Raw genomic sequence first — 20,002 nt, 5'->3', positions numbered from 1 at the left:
CTTGATGGATTGGTTTAGGGTAAACCTTTCGGGTTCTCTGCATGCGCAGCGTCGTTATCAAGGTAATCAGCGTAGACGTCGTTGTGCGGTAGGGCAGCCGCCTTCGCCTTGCTGGCCGAGATGACGTCACGGGCGCTGGGATGGATCAGCACATCATGGACGATCAGATCGTCGCGTTGCGGCAGCGACGAGAAGGGCGCGACATTGGCCGCAAATCCGCTGCCGAAATAGAGCCCTTTCAATCCCGAAAAACGCAGCCGCTCCGCTTCGTGCACCTCATGTGCTCATTCAGTTGGTCTGTCTGCCTTGCCGTTCAGGAGATGAATGAGTTCCATGGGGAACGGGAATATGATCGTCGAACTGTTTTCCCCGGCAATAACGTTCAGCGTGCTCAAGTAGCGCAGCTGCATTGACAACGGTTGCCTGGCCAGCATTTCAGCCGCTTCCACCAGCTTTGCCGCGGCCTGCTGTTCGCCCTCGGCATTTATGATTTTCGCACGTCGCTCGCGTTCTGCCTCAGCTTGCCTGGCAATCGCACGGATCATCGACTCGTTGATGTCAACATGCTTGATCTCAACATTGGCCACTTTGATGCCCCACGCGTCTGTTTGGGCGTCGAGCATTCTCTGGATATCTTCGTTGAGCCTGTCGCGTTCCGCGAGCATCTCGTCGAGATCGTGCTTGCCGAGCACCGAGCGCAACGTCGTTTGGGCAAGCTGGCTCGTGGCTGCCATAAAATCCTCGACCTGAATCACTGACTTCTCCGGATCGATGACTCTGAAGTAAATCACCGCGCTTACTCGAACCGAAACGTTGTCACGGGAGATGACGTCCTGGCTGGGGACGTCGAGCACGCGCGTGCGCAGGTCGACTCGCACCATTTGCTGTACGTAGGGAACAAGTAGGATCAATCCGGGGCCTTTCACGCCGGTAAATCGGCCAAGCGTAAAGACGACGGCCCGCTGATACTCGCGCAAGATTTTGATCGCGTTCGCCAGGATGATCAATAACAGGACGACTGCGACGATATAGAAGATGAAACCTCCAATCATGGTCATGTGCGCTCCTCCTTGCATTCTTGAGGTCGCTGATTCTTGCCGGGATCACGGGTGACCTCGAGGGTTAGCCCATTTCTGGCAATGACCGTCACGTCGTCTCCGTCCGCGAGCGTTTCGGCGGAGGCGGCGCTCCAGCGCTCTCCATGCGCGACAACGTAGCCGGTCGTGCCCGTCCAACTGGAGACTTTCCCTGAAATGCCGATCATCTGCTCCGCACCGGTCACCACGGCACGCCGGCGCGCGCCGAATGCAAGGCGAACGACAATGAGGCTGAAGGCGAGGGCTGAAACACCGATACCAACCATGACCTGCCGGCTCACTTCCAGATCGGGCACATCCGTATCGAAGAGAATGGTTGCGCCCAGGATGAGGGCGACCGCACCGCCGAGGCCGAGGACGCCGAATGTCGGTGCATGCGCCTCCGCGACAAAGAGAGCAACCGCAAGCACGATGAGGCCGATGCCGGCATAGCTGACCGGTAGCATTGCCAAGGCGTAGAGACCGAGCAGCAGGCATATGCCGCCGACTGTTCCCGGGATAACCGCTCCGGGCGTGAGAAACTCGAATATCAGGCCGTAAATGCCGATAACCATCAGAATGAGTGCGACATTCGGGTCGGCGATGACCGAAAGCAGGCGCGTTCTCCAGTCAGGCTCGATGCTCTGGACAGCGAAGCCCGTCGTATCAAGCCGGATGTCCGTTCCTCCTGCCCGTACCGTGCGACCGTTGGCTTTCGCCATCAACTCGTCGACGGTGAACGCGACGAAATCGATGACTTTTTCGCGTTCGGCCGCAGTCGATGAGAGGCTGGCTGCGTCGCGTACCGCCTTTTCCGCCCAGTCGGCGTTGCGATTACGCAACTCGGCCAACCCCCGAAGATAGGCAGCAGCGTCGTTCACTGCCTTTGCCTCTGCAGCGTTGGGCGACTGTCGCTCCTTGCTGTCGCCGTTCTGGCCGTTTTCTTGTCCACTCCCACCGAGAGCAATGGGTGTTGCGGCGCCCAGATTGGTACCCGGCGCCATGGCGGCGATATGACTGGCATAGAGGATGTAAGTGCCGGCACTGGCCGCGCGGGCGCCGCTCGGAGCCACGTAGCTCGCGACCGGCACAGACGAGGCAAGGATTGCCCGAACGATGTCCCGCATCGACGTATCGAGACCGCCGGGCGTATCCATCTGCAGGACGACCAACGTCACTTTACGATCGTTGGCAAGCTGGATGCCGCGTATCACATAGTCGGCGGACGCCGGGCTGACGGCGCCATTCAATCGCAGCAGTAAAGCGACGCGTTCCGAGCCCGCTGTCGTGGCGACGGAAAACAGGAATGCTGAACCCCAGATCAATGCCAAAGCGAAAATACGGATTGCCTCTCGGCAATACCTCCGGGGCCGCACGGTCACCCGATCAATATTCATACACTCAAATATACGCCAGATTTACCAAAAGATAAGGCAGAAGTTTCTTCACCAGCCACGGCGATCCCAAAGCGTATGTCAAATCTGAAGGCGATCGGTTGCCAGTAACTGGTATTGCACTTGAACACACTTGTGGCGTTTGTGTTGCGAGGCTTTGCGGCCAATGTGAACCCACTCATGAGAAAGATCTTTGCTATCCGGCCTTCCTTGAGTCCGGAAAAGATTTGAACCTACATCCCGTTAAGGGACCCGCTTCGCTCGATGTCAAACCTGCTGGAAGTCCTTAATCATTGTTGGCAAGTTCCGTCGTAGCCGACATGTCGAGAGAGCCGTTCGTCGTGATCGATCCGTGGTGGTTCAGTCTTGCGTCTCTCACCCGGATGCCATGCAGCTTCGCGCCCACGTCCTTTTCCACTGTGTGTTCCTTCCAGAATTATCGTTTGGTCACATGCCAAAAACCACGGCACCACCCATCAGGCCGGCGCCGGCGGCGGTGAGCAGCAGCTTTTCTCCTCCCACAAACCGTCGCTCGACATGGCCGATGGAGAGGGAAAGCGGGATAGTCGCGGCCGACGAATTGCCGAAGCTCTCGATCGCGCGGATCGTCTTTTCGGGCGCGATGCCGAGGTTGCCGGAGACGGCGTCGAACATGCGCGCGTTGGCCTGATGCGGAACGAACCGGTCGATATTGGCCGCGACAATTCCTGCCTGCTACAGCGCCCGCTTCGAGGTTTCGGTCATCAAGGCGACGGCGCGCGAGAAGACCTCGCGGCCGTTCTGCATCGTCGTCAGGAAATCTTCGGCACTGATTTCGGGAGAGAACGGCTGGTTGCTGCCGCCGGCCGGGATGTTGATCAGGCCATAGCCGCTGCCATCCGATACGAGATCGGCGGAGAGGAGGCCGCTTCGCCCGTTCGTTCATGGCAGATTGCGGAGCTTTCAACCTCGTGAGATCTTCCTGATGCATGGCTACCTTAGGGGGCGGGAAAGCGGGAATTCGCGTCGCACGAGGGCGTGAGAAAACGCAGCCGCTGGAGCTTCCGCGTCAGCGGTGCGCAGCAGAAGCGGGAAGGACTGCCCCACGACCTCGTGTTCCGCTTTCGGACCGGGCTCCCACGGTTGCCACACTCGCAACCAACGGCCGGCCATCCCTCCCCTTGTATGTTCAATTTGCACTGATTGCTGGATGATTGGCGGACGCTCCGGGTCGTGCTCCCCTTGGCTTGAAGCGCAGGTGAGATTGGTCCGGCCGTCCCTCGCGTTTGTCCTGAACAGATGATGGCCGCCGGCTTCAGCGGTCATGGCTTCGGCATCGGTCCCGCCGCCGGCCATCTCATCGCCGATATCGTCAGCGGCAACATGCCAATCGTCGATCCCAGGCCCTATCATCCCGAGCGGTTCCTGAGATCGGTCTGGGGCAAAGTCACCGATTTTTAGGCGCGGCCAAGCCGGATGACTGTCTGGAGCTGTTTTGCTGATCGCTGTCCCTCGCCTTGAGGGCAGGAAGAGGCATGATACCCTACCCCATGGGCCTGACGCCCTCGGGTTAGCTTCTCCGAGGCAGTTTCCCAATCGATCGGCATGGCCGCCCTCTCACACGCTTGCGATCAGACCGCCATCGACCCTGATGACAGAGCCGGTCAGATAGGAGGAACGTATGCTAGCAACGAAAGCCACCACGTCAGCATATTCCTGAGGGTCTCCATAGCGGCCGACAGGGATCGAAGCGGTGCTTGCGGCCGAGACCTCCTCCACGGGTCTGCCTTCACGCTTGGCCTTTTGCTCATCGAGGAAAGTGATGCGCTGCGTAGCGATACGTCCCGGCAGGACGACATTGACGGTCACGCCATCGCGACCGACCTCACCCGCCAAAGTCTTGGACCAGCCAAGCAGCGACATGCGCAGGGCATTCGAGAGGCCAAGATTGGGAATGGGCGCGACGACACCCGACGATGTCGAGGTGATGATGCGGCCCCACTTCCTTTCACGCATCTTGGGAAGCACGGCATCGCTGACGGCGATGACCGAGAGAACCATGCTATCGAAATACTTACGCCAGCTTTCGGCGTTCTGACCGGAAACGAGCGTCGGCGGCGGGCCGCCGGTGATATTGACGAGAACGTCTACCGGACCGAACCGTCGGTCTATTGCACCGAGATTGGGCTCAATCACACCGAGATCGGCAAGATCCCAGTGAAACGCCATCGCCGATCCGCCGGCCGTCGCGATTGTTGCGACGGTCTTGTCGGCCGCCTCCCTGTTGATATCGGCAACGGCGACATTCGCGCCCTCCCCAGCTAGCGTCTTGGCGATTGCTCCGCCAAGTCCGCCACCGGCGCCCAATACGAGGGCCGTCTTGCCTTTCAATCCGAGATCCATGGTCTGTTTCCTTTCCGTTATTGTTGAATTTGTGCGACGTCATGATCAGCCCGCCATCCAGCCGCCGTCGACCATCAGGTTGACGCCGGTCATGTAGCTCGCCATGTCGCTGGCGAGGAAGAGTGCGGCATTCGCGACATCGCGCGGCTCGCCGAGCCGCGCCCAGGGCGTGCGACGGCGTGAATAGTCGAGAGCGTCGGGATCGTTGGCGACACCCGGCTTACCGGTGATGATCTTGCCGGGGGCGATCGCATTGCAAACGATTCCCGCCGCGGCTTGGTCGACTGCAATTTGCCGGGTCATCTGGACGATCGCACCCTTGCTGACCCCGTAGGGGAAATCGCCTGGGCAGGCGACCATGCCGTGCTGCGACGAAATGTTGATGATGCGGCCGCGCGTGTCGCCGACCGGCTCCTGCAGTAGGAATTGCTGCGCTGCCCGCTTGCAGCAATAAAAGAAGCCCGTGACATTGACGGCGATCAGCCGATCCCATTGTTGCGGCGACGTTTCCAGGAGATCGGTCGAAGTGTAGATCGCGGCATTGTTGACCATGATGTCGAGCCGACCAAACCCTTTCACCGTCTGTGAAACCAGCGCGTCGACATCATCCCATCTGGAGATGTCGGTTTTTAAGAACATGCCCTTTCCGCCTTCCGCTAGGATGCGGGACAGGGTCGTTTCACCTCCCTCGATCGGATCCTCGGAGACGTCGCCAATCACGACGGTCGCGCCCTCTTGGGCGTAGCGAAGCGCGATCGCGCGACCGAGACCGGAACTCGCCCCGGTGACAATGGCAATTTTCTTCTCGAGCATAGGCATGGGAGTTCCTTTAGTCGGCCCTGCGGACGACCTGGCCGCGATTGGGGATGATGAGCGTTCCGTCTTTGACGATGCGTTCGCCGCGGAGGAAGACATCGGTCAACCGGCCGGCCGCACGCTTGCCATGAAATGGTGTGTAAGCGGCGTGGGAAGCCTGTTCGGCATTGGTGATGACAGCTGATTTGCCCATATCGACAATCAGCATGTCGGCATCACGACCGACGGCGATCGACCCTTTCGAACATCCAAGCCCGAAGCGGTGGGCGGGATTGTACGCACAGATCCGCACCAGATCCGAAAGCCCTATGACCTTTTCTGCCACAAGGCCCAGCATCACCGAAAGCAATGTCTGAAGTCCGGGCATGCCGCCGGGAATGTCGGCAAAGGATTCATAGGCCGCCGACTTCTCGGCCGGGCTGTGCGGTGCGTGATCGGTCGCCATGATCGTGATCAGGCCCTCCGAGACCGCATGGCGCAGGGCAGCAACATCGTCATGCGCGCGAAACGGCGGTGATCCCTTCAGCTTGGCACCGTCCGTCTCGTAGTCGTCGGATGTGAAGAACAGGTTCTGCGGCGTCGTTTCGACGGTGACATCAGCCATGTCCTGAAGGCGGCGCCAGGTTTCGACGCCGAGCTTCGAATTGACCTGGCGAATATGCACTCGCGCACCGCTCTCGGCCGCGGCAAGAACCGCGCGCGCGATACCGCCGGCTTCGGCGAGCGGCGGCCTGCTGGCAAGAAACGCCGAAATGCCGCCGCTGCGGTCGCGTGAACTGGTTCCCTCGAGGATCGACTGGTCGCCGGGGGAAACACCGATCACCGTGCCGGTGTCCTTCAACCGGCGCAGCATCTGCGTGACCGCGTCCAGACTGTCGAACCGATAGTCGGCAGGCACATCCGCAGTGAACAGTTCAAGCGAAACCGGCGACAAGGCAAGCAGGTCATCCAGGCTGTCGCAGCTCTTCGAAACCGCGGCCTGGAAACCAACATCGACATTCAGTCGTCCCGCTGCGCTCGCCATCTTGTCGGACAATTGCTGCGCCGAAGCCGTCCAGGGATCGTCCGTCGGCATATCGAGGATCGTTGTCACGCCGCCGAGAGCGCCGGCATGCGTGCCACTCTCAAAGTTTTCCTTGTGCGTCAGTCCGGGCTCTCGCAGATGCGCGTGCGCATCGACGAGCCCCGGCAATAACTGCTTGCCGCCCGCATCGACGAAACTGCGTGCCATCGCGGTCTCGCCAGGCGCAAGCAGAGCCGCTATCTGTCCATCGAGAATGCCGACATCCGCACGGCCTTGACCGTTTGCATTGACGACCGTGCCGCCAAGGATCATCGTATCGAACACGTCCGCCTCCGCTTTTCTACCACAGACCTGCGAGCCGCGGTTCTTCGTGCGTGACAACCTCGATCAGCGCGGCCTGGCCGGCTATGACCCTGTCCAGGGCGCGCAACAATGCGGGACGCAGGTTCTCCGGTTCGATCACACATTCGCTGTAGCCGCCGAGGGCTTCAGCGATCGGAGCGTAGTTGCCCGTCACCCGGTTCGCGCCATATTTCGTGGTGGCAATCGGCATGCTTTTTGCGTAGCCGCCGAGCACGTTGTTGCGCAGCACGACTGTCAGGACTGGCAGATTGCACCGCACGGCGGTTTCGAAGTCGATGCCGACCATTCCGAAGGCGGACTCTCCCATCAGATTGACGACCGTCGCATCGGGACGAGCAAGCTTGGCCCCCATCGCAAAGCCGAGGCCGCTGCCGAGCTGGGTGGTCTTGCCCCAGCCGATGTAGCCGCCGGGCGTGTTTGCCATATAGAACGGGCAGAACTGGTCACGCGGATTACCGGCATCATGCGTCACGATCGAGGTCTTCGGATCGATCGCCTGCATGATCTCCCAGACGACACGGTAGGGCGAGATCGGTGTGCTGTCCGATGTCAGCAGCGGCATCCACTTTTCCAAGAAGGCCGCACGAATGACGGCGATTTCTGCGGCCGGCTGCGGCCGGTCGCCAAGTGGCAGAAATTCCCGGCGGATAAGCGTAATCATCTGCCTGAGGACGGAGGCGGCATCACCGATCACCCCTTGAGCGATCGCATAGTCCTTGCCGAGATCGGCTTCATCGAGCGTCACCTGCAGGATGGTTTTGTCGTCCGGGACCGGCAGGATGTAATAGGAGCGCGTCAGGCTGCTGCCGACGGCAAACACAACATCGGCCCTTTCGAGAAAATGGTCGACTGTCGCCGGTCGCGCCCGGCCAGCAGTCCCAAGCGCAAGTGGATGGTCTTCGGGAAAGGCGCTCTTGCCGTTCGGTGTCGTCATGACGGGAACATTCAACAGCTCGGCCAGCTCGACCAGGTCCTGCGTGGCCGATGCGGCGAGAACTCCCTGGCCTGCCAGGATCACCGGGCTCTTGGCCGCAATCAGGGTTTCAACCAGATTGGCCACCTCACCGTCATCGGCCTGCGGCACGCTGCGGCGCGGGCGGCGATGATCGGCCGGACGGGCGTCGAGCGTTTCGGCCAACAAGTCGACCGGCAGTTCCAGCAGAACGGGCGCCGGCGGCCCGTTTCTGACACGTGAAATTGCCGCATGCATCAGCTTCGGCAGGTCGGCGACCTGCGTTGCCGCTTCGCACCATTTGGTGATGTGGCGGAAGTTGCGACGGGATTCGAAATTCGGGGCGACCGCTTCCGATCCGCGCGGGTAACCGGTCGGCAGGAACAGCATCGGCACACGATCATTGAAGGCCTGAGCGATACCGGCAAAAGCGCTTTCGGCTCCCGGACCATACTGGACGGTGACGACGGCGAGCTCCCTGCCGGCCGTCGCCCGGGCGTAACCTTCGGCAATGTTGACGGCGACCCGCTGCGTACGTGCGATCAGCGGCGGAATATCGAGCGCGGCAGACGCATCAAAAAGCTCACTTGCCGGAAAGCCGATGATCTGCTTGACGCCTTCCTGCTTCAAGACACCGGCGACATATTCGGCGCCGCTTATCGTTCCCGCCTCTGCTTGACGATGGTCACCCGGCATCGCATGCGCACCGTCAGCCATGATGATCCATCCAGTAGCGAGCGATGTCTTCGCGTCGCATGAAGGCAGCGCCCGGGGTCTTCTTGACGTGTTCGATCACGTCCCGAAGGCCCGACGTCCGATTGGGCTGGCCCATCCAGCGCGCATGCACGCCGATCGTCAGCATGCGCCCCCCGATCTCGTCGGCTTCGCCAATCATGTAGTCGATGGCAGAACGGCAATCCTCGGCAAAATCGCGCGGATTGCTGTAGCCGGGCGCAATCAGATAACGGCTGTCGTTCAGTGTCTTCGAATAGGGAACGACGAGAAGGCGCGTGCCTTCGTGATCGAGAAAATAGGGAAGATCGTCGTTGCAGGGATCGGAATAATAGAGAAAGCCACCTTCCCTGACGATCAGATCGCGGGTGTTGACGCTTGGAAAGGATCGGCAGTTCCAGCCCATCGGCCGCTTGCCGGTCAATTTTTGATAACGGGCGATGGCTTCGTGAAGCTGTTGCTCCTCCTCATCGCGCGGCATGATGGAATATTCACTCCAGCGCAAGCCGTGGCCGAGCAGGTCATGGCCGCGGGCATTCATCCAATCAATGACGGCAGGGTTTTTCTCGAGCGCAACGGCGCAGGCCGAGACGGTTACCGGAATATCGTAGCGGTCGAACAGGCGTGCTAGGCGCCAGACGCCGGCGCGACTGCCATATTCAAAATGCGTTTCGGTGCCGAGGTCGCGCAGCGGCGGGCTGTTTGGGATATTGTATTCACCCCAATTGTCGTTTCGCCCGTCCTCGAGCCAGGAATATTCGGCGCCCTCCTCGTAGTTCAGGACAAGGTTGATCGCGAGCTTGACCCCACCTGGCCAAGTCATGACAGGAGGCTTCGGGCCGTAACCGACAAAGTCGCGCGATTGATCTTTTGCCATGGCGCTCATCACTTTCCCTCGCTCTGATTTTCGTTGTCGATAATCCAGTCCATGTAATCGTGGAACGATTGCCTTGCGCCGCGCGGCTGCCAGCCGGTGTCGCGCGCGATGCGGGCAATGTCGTAGGCTCCCCACATGCCGTCTTTGAGTGAGACGTCCTGAATGATGTTGGCAGTTTCCCCCCGGCTCAAATCGACCTGCAGGTCCGGAGCCCGCTCCTTCGCCCAGGCGATGATGTCGCCGATCGTCGAGGTCTCGCCGCTGCCGATATTGTAGTGCCGGTAACGCAGGCGTTCTGCGAGGATCAGCGCGATGATCGCATCGGCGACATCGGTCGAGGTGATGTAATCGCCGACGGGCTCCAGGCTGTTTGGCCGGATGGTCTCGCCAGCAAGCGCCATGTGGGCGACCCGGTTCGGCACGTGCCGGAAATTGCGGCTGCCGGTGACCCGGTCCATCGGCCCATAAACCGACGCAAGCCGAACGGAGGCGGCCGACAGATCGAACAGATCTGCGTAGCGGTTGACGACCATCTCGGCTGCAAATTTGGAGATCCCGTAAAGCGTCAGCGGCGCGACATAGCCATCTTCAGGAAGCGGCTCACCCGTCCAATCCGGCCCGTGGTGACGGTAGACGGAGCCCGAACTGACGAAGACGACGCGTTGAATGCCGGGGCGTTCCCTCAACCATTCGAGAATGTGCACGGTGCCCATGAAATTGACATCGACGATCCTGGCGGGATCGTCAGCTTCGGGCTGGCGCTTTGCTTCGGCGGCACTGCCACGCGAGATTGGAGTGACAGTCGCGCCATGGACCACGTAGCGGATATCGTGACTGTCGAGCGCTGCCTCCCACTGGCCGGGATCACAGATGTCAGCCGTGATAACAGTGAGCCGATCGCGGACCGGTGCAAAATAGCGCTCAGCCATGTCATCCAGGCCGGCGCGGTCAAGAATGACGACACGCGCCTCGGCATCACGATCGAGCCACGTCCGGGCAAGGACGCTCATGACAAAGCCGGTTCCACCAGTGACAAGAAGGGTCATTTCAAATCCATCCAAAGATTTCGCGACATGCATCAGCGCGTGGCATAGCCGCCATCGGCCAGGAGGTCGGTTCCGGTGACGAAGGAAGCGTCCGACGACAGCAGGAAGGCGGCGGCAGCGGCAATTTCATCGGGCTTTGCGATACGACCGAGCAGATGCGCAGGTCCGAGTCCGGCATTGGCCGCCTCAAGATCCGGCCAACGCTGCAGCAGCCTTGGCGTGGCAACAGCGCCCGGCGACAGGCTGTTGACGCGGATGCCATGGATCGCATGATCGGTGGCCATGGCCTTGGCGAGATGCACGAGACCGGCCTTTGCTGCGCAGTAGGCGACAGCCCTGCCGGTCGCCACATGCGCAAACTGCGATGCGATGAAGACGACCGATCCGCCGCCGCCTGCAATCATTGCCGCAAGCGCATGCTTGCTGGCCAGGAAGGCGCCCGTCAGGATGACGTCGATCTCGAGGCGCCATTGCTGTTCGTCAAGATCGACGACCGTGCCATCCATCGAAGGTGCTGCGGCGTTGTGCACGAGCCCGTCCAGGCGTCCGAACCGTTTCACACCACTATCCACCGCGCGACTGACTGACGCATCGTCCGTCACGTCGCACTGGATGGCGAAAGCCTGAGGGCCAAGGGACTGGGCGAGCGCAGTGACGCTATCGAGCGATTGATCCGCACAGATCACCGAGGCGTTTTCATCGATGCAGCGGCGCGCAATCGCCACGCCGATACCGCTCGCAGCACCGGTCAGAAAGATTACCTTGCCATCAAGGCGTGACATCGCCGCCGTCATGATGCAAGCACCTTCGAAAGACCTTGCTGCGGTGGGAACGGCCGGTGACGGGCGACGAACTGGCCCCGTCCCGGCTCGGCCATGATCTTTCCGTCGTCCCAGACGATGTCGCCCCGTGAGATCGTCATGATGGGCCAGCCCTTCACGACCTGGCCTTCATAGGGCGTGTAGTCCGTCGCATGATGCAGCAGCGAATTGGTGATCGTGACGCTGCGATCCGGATCCCAAATCGCGATATCGGCGTCGGCACCAACTGCAATCCGTCCCTTGCGGGGATGGAGACCAAAGAGCCGCGCCGGGGCGCCGGCGGTCAGATCCGCGAATTTCTGCAGCGAGATCAGGCCACCGTTCACACCAGCGGAAAACAGCAAAGCGAGCCGCGTTTCGATACCGGGAATGCCGTTGGGAATGCGATGGAACGGGGTTCCCGGCCCACCCGCGATCTTGTCGGCATAGTGCCAGGGCGAGTGATCGGACGTGAAGACCTCAAGCGTTCCATCCAGGATGCCGCCCCAGATTGCCGGCTGGTTGGACTTGTCGCGCGGCGGCGGCGTGCAGACGCATTTGGAGCCGGACAGGTCGTGCGTATCGATGTCATCGGCCGAGAGGAAGAGATATTGCGGGCAGGTCTCGGCATAGATCGGAAGCCCTCTCGCCTTGGCGCGGCGAATCTCCTCGACGGCCCCGCCGGCGGCAACATGGCTGACGAGGATCGGGGTCTCGATCAGTTCCGAAAGGCTGATCGCCCTAAAGGTTGCTTCACGGTCGCCGATCGCCGAATGGGCCTTCTCGTGATAGCGCAGGTCGGTCTTGCGCGCAGCGATGAACTTTTCGGTCAGCCAGCGAATGCAGGCATCATTTTCGGCATGGACCATGACCATCGCACCCTGCGCACGGGCAAGGTCGAGGACGTTCAACACCTCGTAGTCATCGAGTTTCAGCCCGTCATAGGTGAGGTAAATCTTGATCGACGTACAGCCTTCGGCGATCAGGCCGGGAATTTCGTCGCGCAATACTTCGGCTGAGGGATCACCGACGATCAGGTGAAAGCCATAGTCGATCCGTGCCTTTGGACGGGCCCGCTCGTGATAATCCTCGACGATCTCGCGCAACGACTGGCCGCGCATCTGCATGGCAAAAGGCACGACGGTGGTCGTCCCACCGCACATTGCAGACAGCGTACCGGTGTTGAAATCGTCGGCCGTCGTTTTGCCTTCCCATGGCTGCTGATCCATGTGGCAATGGCTGTCGACCCCACCTGGCAAGACCAGACGACCTTCTGCTGCGACTTCATTTCTTCCCTCGGGCAGATCCGGCTCCAGCGCGGCAATCACGCCATCGCGAATGCCGATATCGATCTGCCTGGTCGCGTCCGGAAGCACCACACGGCCACCACGGATCACAAGGTCATAAGGCTTGGCGCATGTCATTCGCATCCTCCCGAAACGAGGCAAGGCTTGGCCGCGCCGATCGGACGGCGGACAAAATTGAAGCAGGCGGCGGCAGCAACCAGAAAGGCTCCGCCGCCGAGGAGAAGGAAGAGAGCCTGCGGTGCGAATTGTTCCATCAATTGCGCGGCAAGCCCCGGCGTCATGATGTTGCCGATCGAATAGAGGAGCAACAGGCTGCCTGACGCGGAAACCATGTGCCGGCTATCGAGCTGCGCGTTGGCATAGGCGATTGCGACCGGGTAGATCGTCAGCGCGACTGCGCCATAGACAAAGAACAGGCCGTAGAGCAGCGCCTGCGGCCGCATTCCGGGCCAGGCGATTGCAGCACATAGACCCGCTGCCGCCACTCCCTGCAGGAGCAACAGAACGCGCCGGTCCATGCGATCCGACAACCATCCGATCGGCGCCTGGGCGAGCATCCCGCCCAGGCTGAAAGCCGTCACCAGCGTCACCGCAACGGCTGCGTCGAGGTTCACCCGCTCCGCATAGATCGGCGTCATCGTATAGACGTTCATGTTGGTCATGCCGGACTGAAAGACGCAGACGACAGTGACTGGCGCGAGAGCAGCGAGCCGCCAGATGCCAAACCGGCTCCCGGAGTGGACGTTGCCGGCATCGACCGTGACTGGCAGCGGCAATCGCAAGGCCGGCCAGGGGCCACCGACAAAGCGGGCATAAGCCAACCCGGACAGGATGACCCCGAGCACAAGCTGAAAGAGATGGGGAGATTTCGGTCCGGCCGCCTCGATCAACAATTGCGCAAACAATGTCGCAAGCGAGGTCATCAGCATATAGAGGGAAAAATATGTCCCGCGATTCTTCTGATCGGCATAAAGGTTGATCCAGCTTTCGGAGACGACGAAGAGGGTCGCGATCGAAAAGCCGTTTATCAAACGCAGGCAGAACCAGACCGGCGCGGATTCCGTCATCATATAGCCGCCGGCGCCGAACGCGGCGAGCAATGAGACGATCTGGAAGGCACGCTCATGTCCAAAACGGACGACAAGGAAACGGGCCGACAGGCAACCGCCAAGAAAGCCTATGGGAAATGCTGTCAGCAGCAACTGGACCACGTGCGAATCGATTGCGGGATCGCTCAGATGAAGCGAAACCGTCGTCGTCAGAAGAGAATTTCCAGTCGCAACGATGCAGATGCTCGCCAACACGTGCAGGATTGCACGCAGACCGGCGGCTTTCCGCCAGAAATCACCAATCAACCTGTCGGGATCGCGCATCATTATGCCTGTTTGACGGGAACAAGAATGGATGGCCGGGCGGCGAGGTCCGCCTGATCGATATGGCAGAGAATCTCGTGCGTGCCGGTCATCTTGCGCAGCGGCGGCGGTACAGTGTCGCAGATGCTGCCGAGCTTGCGGTGGCATCGCGTCGAAAAGCGGCAACCGGCGGGTACGTTGACAGGGCTTGGCGTTTCACCCGACAGGCGAATACGCTCGCGCGGCGTTTCGTCTGGATGCGGGCTGCGGATCGCCGACAGCAGCGCCTCGGTATAAGGATGGGCGCCTTCTCCGAAGACTTCCTCGACGGCTCCCTGCTCCATGATCTTGCCGAGATACATGACGACGACCTTGTCGGCGACATGGCGGACCAGCGCCAGGTCGTGGCTGATGAACAGCATCGTGGCATGCTTTTCCCGCTGAATGTCGAGAAGAAGCGTCACGACCGCTGCCTGCACCGAGACGTCGAGAGCTGAAACCGGTTCGTCGGCGACGATCAGCGAAGGTTCGGCCGCAAAGGCGCGGGCGATGGCGATACGCTGCTTCTGGCCGCCGGAAAGCTGGTTCGGCTTTCGATCTGCAACGGCTGGAGACAACCGCACCATTTCCAGGAGCTCGCGGACGCGCTGCTCGATCTCAGCCTTTCCTTTCCGGATACCGAATTTCTTGATCGAACGACGAATGGAGAAGGCAGCCGAATGCGAAGGGTTGAGCGTACTGTCGGGATTTTGAAAGATCATCTGAACCTGCTGCAGCAGTTCGCGTGGACGCTCGCTCGCCTGCAGCTCGGCAATGTTTTCGCCAGCCATGCGGATTTTTCCCGACGTCGCCTTGTCGAGACCCGTCACGATGCGCGCGAGCGTCGATTTTCCGCAGCCGGACTCACCGACCAGCGCGACGATCTCGGCTGTTGCCGCTTCGAATGTGACCGCTTCATTCGCCTTGACCGTCTGCTGGTGGCCGACAGGATAGAGACGGTTGACGTCGGCTAGCGAAATGGCCGTCGTTTTTTTGGTATCATACGCCTCGACATGCGCCCCGCTTGCGGTCGCAGCCGGAATGTCCGGCCAGCGAACACAACGCACGAGATGGTCCTCGCCCGCCGGCTCCAGAACAAGCCCGGGGCGATCGCAGAGGCCTGCGACGAAACTTGAACAGCGTGGCCCGAACAGGCAGCCCTGCGGCCGTTCCTGCGGTAGCGGGATCGAGCCTGGGATCGCGGCAAGTGTTCGGCTGCGCTTGTCACCCGTGATATCGGGAATGCAGTCGATGAGACCACGCGTATAGGGGTGTTTCGGCCGGCGGAACACTTCACCTGTCGTTCCCTCTTCGACCATCTCGCCGGAATACATGATGCCGAGACGGTCGCAGCTTTCCGCGATCAGACCGAGATTGTGCGAGATGAACAAGAGGCTCGTCGAATAGCGTTGACGCAATTCGGCAATCAGATCGATGACCGCAGCCTCGACCGTCACGTCGAGGCCTGTCGTCGGCTCATCGAGCAGCAGCAGGGACGGCTTGGCGAGCAATGCCATGGCGATGACGACACGTTGCTGCTGGCCACCTGATAGCTGATGCGGATATCGCCGCATCATGTCGCGGGCATCCGGCAGGCGAACGTCGGCAAGCATCGCCTCCGCCATCGCCATCGCGTCCTTCTTGCTGGCGCCCATGTGAAGCAGCGGCACTTCGGCAAGCTGCGCGCCAATCGTCTTGACCGGATTAAGCGCACTCATCGGATCCTGGTAGACCATGGCGATCTGCCGCCCGCGGATGGAGCGCAACTCCCTGGTCGAAGCATCGACCAGTTGCTTGCCATTGAAGCGGATGCTGCCGCCGGCGATCACACCGGTATTGCCGAGATAGCCCATGATCGCCATGGCCGTCGTGCTTTTGCCGCAGCCTGACTCCCCGACGAGCCCGTAACTTTCGCCGGGCATGACCTTGAACGAGAGGTCAGGGATCGCAACGACCGTTTCGTTCTTGCCGCGAAATTCGATGCGCAGGTTTTCAATGTCGAGAACAGGTTCACGATCGATCGATGGCGTGGTGGACATGGCCGCTCCTTGAGGATTGGACGCGATGATGTTCATGGCTTCCATGCCTCCCGCATACCGTCGGCGAGGAGATTGAAGCCGAGAACCAGGCTGACGAGCGCGAAGGACGGGATCAGCGACATGTGCGGCCAGACATTCAAGACAGTGACGCTCTCCTTGACCATGCCGCCCCAATCGGGGTTCGGTGGCGGCAGGCCGAGGCCGAGGAAACCGAGAATGCCGATGGTGATGATCGTGTAGCCGATGCGCAGGCAGGCATCGACGATCAGGAGACTGCGGCAGTTCGGCAGCAGCTCGACAATCATGATGTAGAACGTGCTTTCTGCCCGCAGCTTCGCCGCGGCGACATATTCCTGCTGCTTTAGGCCGAGGACCAGGCCGCGCGTGATACGGCCAATGCCCGGCGCCGAGGCGATCATCGTCGCGATGACAATATTCAGGACCGACGGTCCGATATTGGCGATCAGGATGACGTAGATGACGAGAACCGGAAAGGCCAGGATGATGTCGGAGAACCGGCTGATCAGCACATCGATCCAGCCACCGTAGTAGCCGGCGATCATGCCCATGGTGATGCCGACGATCATGGCAACCGCCACCGACAAGGGCGCGACGGAAAGCACGGTGCGGGCACCGAAGATCAGCCGTGACAGCATGTCGCGACCGAGGATATCGGTTCCCAGCCAGTGGGCCGCGGACGGATAGGGGTTGCTCATCGCCATGACATCGGAATCCGTCGGCGATGGCAGCGGCAGGATGGGGGCGAGTAGGGCGGCAAGTACCCAGAAGAGAACCAGGCAAAGCCCGACGACGGCTGTGCGCGAATGGAAAATGCGCATCCAGTTGGGTCGCGCTGCGCGTTTTGACGGTACGCCAACGACACCGACGATATTGTCTTGAACAGCCATGATTTACCTCACCCGGATACGTGGATCGAGCAGCATGTAGCCAAGGTCGCCGAGCAGCTGCGTAACGACGGCGATGGCGACCGTGATCAGCGTGGCGGCTTCAAGCGTTGCGATATCGCCGAACAGACTTGCGTCGAGGATCAGGCGGCCGAAGCCCGGATAGGCAAAGACGAGTTCGGTCACGACGACGCCGCTGATCAGAAAGTTGATTTGCAGCAGGAGCACGGTGAACGGTGCGATCATCGCATTGCGCAGCGCGTGGCCGAGGACCATGCGGCGCGTGCTCATGCCCTTGAGGATTGCCGTTCGGATATAGGGCCGCTCCATCACGCCGATCATCGAGACGCGGATCATGCGGGCGACATAGCCAAAGTCGTAGATGACCAGCACGGCAACGGGCAGTACGAACTGGTAGGGCACTGCCCAGCCGCCATCGCTGTTGAGAGGGCTCGTGCCTGGCAGGATCGGCCAGAGGATCACGAAAAGCGTCACTAGGAAGACCCCGGACGCAAATTCCGGAATGGAAGTGAAAGTGATACAGATGACCGACAATGTCCGGTCGAGCACGCCGCCCTCCTTCAGCCCCGACAGGATGCCGAAGATGATCGACAGCGGCACGATCAAGAGGAACGCCAGGCCGGCGAGGATAGCGGTATTGCCGAGGCGATCCCAGATGACGTCGTTGACGGGCAGCTTGTTCAGCGTCGAATAGCCGAAATTGCCAAAATACTGGGCACCGCGCGGATCCTTGAAATTCAGTCCGGTGGCCGGATCCTGGAGGGGGTCGGGAATTGCGCCGACGAGCACGCCCAGCCAGCGGCCATAACGCACCAGCAGCGGATCATTGGCCTTCAGCTTCTGCGACAAAAGGTCGACCTGCTGCTGGGTGGCGAAGGGACCGAGCGACTTGCGTGCCACGCTGCCGGGAGTGAATTCGCAGACGGCGAAGACGAGGAACGAGGCACAGAGCATCGTCACCATCATCATCACCAGACGCTTGCAAAGGAAATTCGCCATAGCCGGGGATCCCGAATATCGGGGCGTAGCACCCGACCGCGTAAAGGCGGCCGGGCACCAGCCGAGAGGTTAGGCCGAGATCGCGTATTGATGCGCGAAGATATATTGCGAAGGATGAAGCTCGAAGCCCTTGACCTTCTTGTCCATGACTGTCGAGAAGACACGCCAGAAGGGTTGAACGATCGGTCCGTCGTCCTGCATGATCGCTTCGATCTTTGCCATCACCTTGCTGCGCTCCTTCGGATCGAGGATGCCTTCGGCTTCCGTCAGCAGCTTGTCGAAATCCGGATTGGAATAGTTGGATTCGTTCCAGGCGGCATTCGAACGGTAGGCAAGCGACAGCGTCATGATTGCCAGCGGCCGGTGGCCCCAGGCCGTCAGGCTGAACGGCGACGTCGTCCAGACTTCCCAATATTGCGCACTCGGCAGCGACTTGATGTTGACCTTCACACCGATGTCCTTGAATTGTTCGGCAAGGACTTGCGCCGTGTTGAGCTCCCAGATCGGATCGGGGCGCGTGGTCATGTCGAATTCGAAACCGTCAGGATAGCCTGCGTCAGCCAGGAGCTTCTTGGCCTTCTCGATATCTCGGGGATATTTCGGCAGGGCCGCATATTCGGGATGTGACGGCGCGACGTGATGATCCTCGGCAGGAATGCCGGCACCGAGAAGCGCGGTCTGGATGACCTTGTCACGGTCGATCGCGTAGCGCATCGCCTGGCGTATGCGCTTGTCCTTGAACTGCTCGATATCCGGATGCATGCGGGCAACGACCGTTTGCGTCGTCTCGACCTGGTAGCCGGCGACATGCGGGAAATTCTTCATCGCATTGATCTGGACCGCATCGGCTTCCGACAGGCCATCGACCTGCTTGGAGGCCATGGCGGCGATGCCGGCGCCCGGGTTGTCGCCGAGGTCGACATATTCGAACGTGTCGAGATAGGGGCCTGTGCCCCAATAGTCGGTCCTGGCCTTGTACTTGGCACCCTTGCCGACGACGTATTCGGTGATGACAAAGGGACCGGTGCCGTTTGCATCGGCCCCGAAGGCACCGTTTTCCTCCGGATCGAGGATGAACATCGGGTAGTGATAGAGGTGCTCGGGCACGGCGATCTGCGGCGAGGAGCAGTTGAGACGGACGGTGTGATCGTCGACCTTCTCGATGGCATTGTCGGCCCAGAGCTTGCTCGACTTCTTTGGATTGCCCTTCTCGTCCTTTTCGCCGGTTTCGTATTCCTCGACGAGATAGCCGGTGAAAAGCCCGAGCATCGACGAACCGATCGCCGGATCGCAGACGCGCTTCAGGTTCCAGACGACGTCGTCTGCCGTCAATGGCTTGCCCTTGCGCCACTTGACGTCCTTGCGCACATGCAGCGTCCATGTCTTCAGGTCGTCGCTGACGTCCCATTTCTCGAGAAGATAGGGATGGGTGATATTGTTGCGGTCCGTGAGCGTGAGATATTCGCAGACCTGACGGATCACGTTCGACTTCTCGGCGAAGTCTGCCAGATGCGGATCCTTGATCTCCATGCAGCGCATGCCGATGCGCAGATTTCCGCCTTTCGGCAAATCGTCCGCCTGGGCGACATCGCCGGGCATCGTTACACCGGCCAGAGAATAGGCAGCGGCCGCCGAAACACCGAGCAGTGTTGCCTTTCGAAGGAATTCGCGGCGGCCGATCGCGCCGCTCGACATCTGTTCGACCAGGGTCGGAATATAGGAATGTTGAGACTTATCCACGGTAGTCATCTCCTAGTTAGCGCTTTAACTGTTCCGATTTTATGGGTTGGACCGATCGGCTAACCTTTGCCGGCAAGCCGCGGTCGCCGCGGGCTTTTTGCCCGTCGCCCGTCCGTCTTCATAAAAATTAAAACGGGA

The 20,002-nt window shown here is 60.5% G+C and carries 16 protein-coding genes and 3 pseudogenes; 1 reads left to right on the top strand and 18 read right to left on the bottom strand.

Features of this window, described 5'->3' with window-relative positions; translation table 11 throughout:
* Window positions 1-68 precede the first annotated feature (68 nt).
* The 5 genes and pseudogenes from J2X71_RS07940 to J2X71_RS07920 all read right to left on the bottom strand — a co-directional run.
* Window positions 69-281 (bottom strand): annotated as a pseudogene (locus J2X71_RS07940) (8-amino-7-oxononanoate synthase); the annotation flags it as partial.
* 3 nt (window positions 282-284) lie between these two features.
* Complete coding sequence (locus tag J2X71_RS07935) at window positions 285-1,058, bottom strand: slipin family protein (RefSeq protein WP_310380869.1); 774 nt, start codon at window positions 1,056-1,058, stop codon at window positions 285-287.
* The gene (locus J2X71_RS07930; protein WP_405049689.1) at window positions 1,055-2,473 is read right to left on the bottom strand and encodes an NfeD family protein; all 1,419 of its coding nucleotides are present in this window, start codon (window positions 2,471-2,473) and stop codon (window positions 1,055-1,057) included. The genes J2X71_RS07935 and J2X71_RS07930 overlap by 4 nt, the downstream gene beginning before the upstream one ends.
* A 283-nt stretch (window positions 2,474-2,756) precedes the next feature.
* Window positions 2,757-2,888 (bottom strand): hypothetical protein, encoded by a 132-nt coding sequence (locus J2X71_RS07925; RefSeq protein ID WP_310380864.1) that lies wholly within the window; start codon window positions 2,886-2,888, stop codon window positions 2,757-2,759.
* Between the two features lie 29 nt (window positions 2,889-2,917).
* Window positions 2,918-3,376: pseudogene (locus tag J2X71_RS07920) on the bottom strand (3-oxoacyl-[acyl-carrier-protein] synthase III C-terminal domain-containing protein); the annotation flags it as partial.
* Between the two features lie 363 nt (window positions 3,377-3,739).
* Here J2X71_RS07920 and J2X71_RS07915 point away from each other — a divergent pair.
* A pseudogene (locus tag J2X71_RS07915) lies at window positions 3,740-3,910 on the top strand (D-amino-acid oxidase); the annotation flags it as partial.
* Window positions 3,911-4,066: 156 nt separating this feature from the next.
* Here J2X71_RS07915 and J2X71_RS07910 read toward each other — a convergent pair.
* The 13 genes from J2X71_RS07910 to J2X71_RS07850 form a co-directional block, all read right to left on the bottom strand.
* A complete protein-coding gene (locus J2X71_RS07910; RefSeq protein ID WP_310380861.1) occupies window positions 4,067-4,852 on the bottom strand; it encodes an SDR family oxidoreductase in 786 nt (261 codons plus the stop codon).
* Between the two features lie 45 nt (window positions 4,853-4,897).
* Window positions 4,898-5,671 carry an SDR family oxidoreductase gene (locus J2X71_RS07905; RefSeq protein WP_310380858.1) on the bottom strand — a complete coding sequence of 258 codons (774 nt, stop codon included), beginning with the start codon at window positions 5,669-5,671 and terminating at the stop codon, window positions 4,898-4,900.
* Between the two features lie 10 nt (window positions 5,672-5,681).
* Window positions 5,682-7,016 carry a dihydroorotase family protein gene (locus tag J2X71_RS07900; RefSeq protein WP_310380856.1) on the bottom strand — a complete coding sequence of 445 codons (1,335 nt, stop codon included), beginning with the start codon at window positions 7,014-7,016 and terminating at the stop codon, window positions 5,682-5,684.
* Between the two features lie 16 nt (window positions 7,017-7,032).
* Complete coding sequence (locus J2X71_RS07895; protein ID WP_310380853.1) at window positions 7,033-8,724, bottom strand: thiamine pyrophosphate-requiring protein; 1,692 nt, start codon at window positions 8,722-8,724, stop codon at window positions 7,033-7,035.
* A complete protein-coding gene (locus tag J2X71_RS07890; RefSeq protein WP_310380850.1) occupies window positions 8,717-9,625 on the bottom strand; it encodes an allantoinase PuuE in 909 nt (302 codons plus the stop codon). The genes J2X71_RS07895 and J2X71_RS07890 overlap by 8 nt, the downstream gene beginning before the upstream one ends.
* The gene (locus J2X71_RS07885; protein WP_310380847.1) at window positions 9,625-10,662 is read right to left on the bottom strand and encodes an NAD(P)-dependent oxidoreductase; all 1,038 of its coding nucleotides are present in this window, start codon (window positions 10,660-10,662) and stop codon (window positions 9,625-9,627) included. The genes J2X71_RS07890 and J2X71_RS07885 overlap by 1 nt, the downstream gene beginning before the upstream one ends.
* 32 nt (window positions 10,663-10,694) lie before the next feature.
* Entirely contained in the window at window positions 10,695-11,456 is a 762-nt protein-coding gene (locus tag J2X71_RS07880) for an SDR family oxidoreductase (RefSeq protein ID WP_310380844.1), read from the bottom strand.
* Entirely contained in the window at window positions 11,453-12,886 is a 1,434-nt protein-coding gene (gene hydA, locus J2X71_RS07875; protein WP_310380841.1) for a dihydropyrimidinase, read from the bottom strand. Before hydA ends, J2X71_RS07880 begins: the two co-directional genes overlap by 4 nt.
* Window positions 12,883-14,145 carry an MFS transporter gene (locus J2X71_RS07870; RefSeq protein ID WP_310380838.1) on the bottom strand — a complete coding sequence of 421 codons (1,263 nt, stop codon included), beginning with the start codon at window positions 14,143-14,145 and terminating at the stop codon, window positions 12,883-12,885. The genes hydA and J2X71_RS07870 overlap by 4 nt, the downstream gene beginning before the upstream one ends.
* Complete coding sequence (locus J2X71_RS07865; RefSeq protein WP_405049688.1) at window positions 14,145-16,235, bottom strand: dipeptide ABC transporter ATP-binding protein; 2,091 nt, start codon at window positions 16,233-16,235, stop codon at window positions 14,145-14,147. The genes J2X71_RS07870 and J2X71_RS07865 overlap by 1 nt, the downstream gene beginning before the upstream one ends.
* Window positions 16,232-17,107: an ABC transporter permease gene (locus J2X71_RS07860; RefSeq protein ID WP_310380833.1), complete on the bottom strand. Its 876-nt coding sequence runs from the start codon at window positions 17,105-17,107 to the stop codon at window positions 16,232-16,234. The genes J2X71_RS07865 and J2X71_RS07860 overlap by 4 nt, the downstream gene beginning before the upstream one ends.
* 3 nt (window positions 17,108-17,110) lie before the next feature.
* A complete protein-coding gene (locus tag J2X71_RS07855; protein ID WP_310380830.1) occupies window positions 17,111-18,124 on the bottom strand; it encodes an ABC transporter permease in 1,014 nt (337 codons plus the stop codon).
* A 69-nt stretch (window positions 18,125-18,193) separates the two neighbouring features.
* Entirely contained in the window at window positions 18,194-19,873 is a 1,680-nt protein-coding gene (locus J2X71_RS07850) for an ABC transporter substrate-binding protein (protein ID WP_310380826.1), read from the bottom strand.
* Window positions 19,874-20,002 lie beyond the last annotated feature (129 nt).

Source organism: Rhizobium sp. 1399 (assembly GCF_031455475.1).
Classification (GTDB): Bacteria; Pseudomonadota; Alphaproteobacteria; order Rhizobiales; family Rhizobiaceae; genus Rhizobium.
The sequence above is the reverse complement of the archived record's forward strand: the minus strand, read 5'-3'. Positions and strand labels throughout refer to the sequence as shown.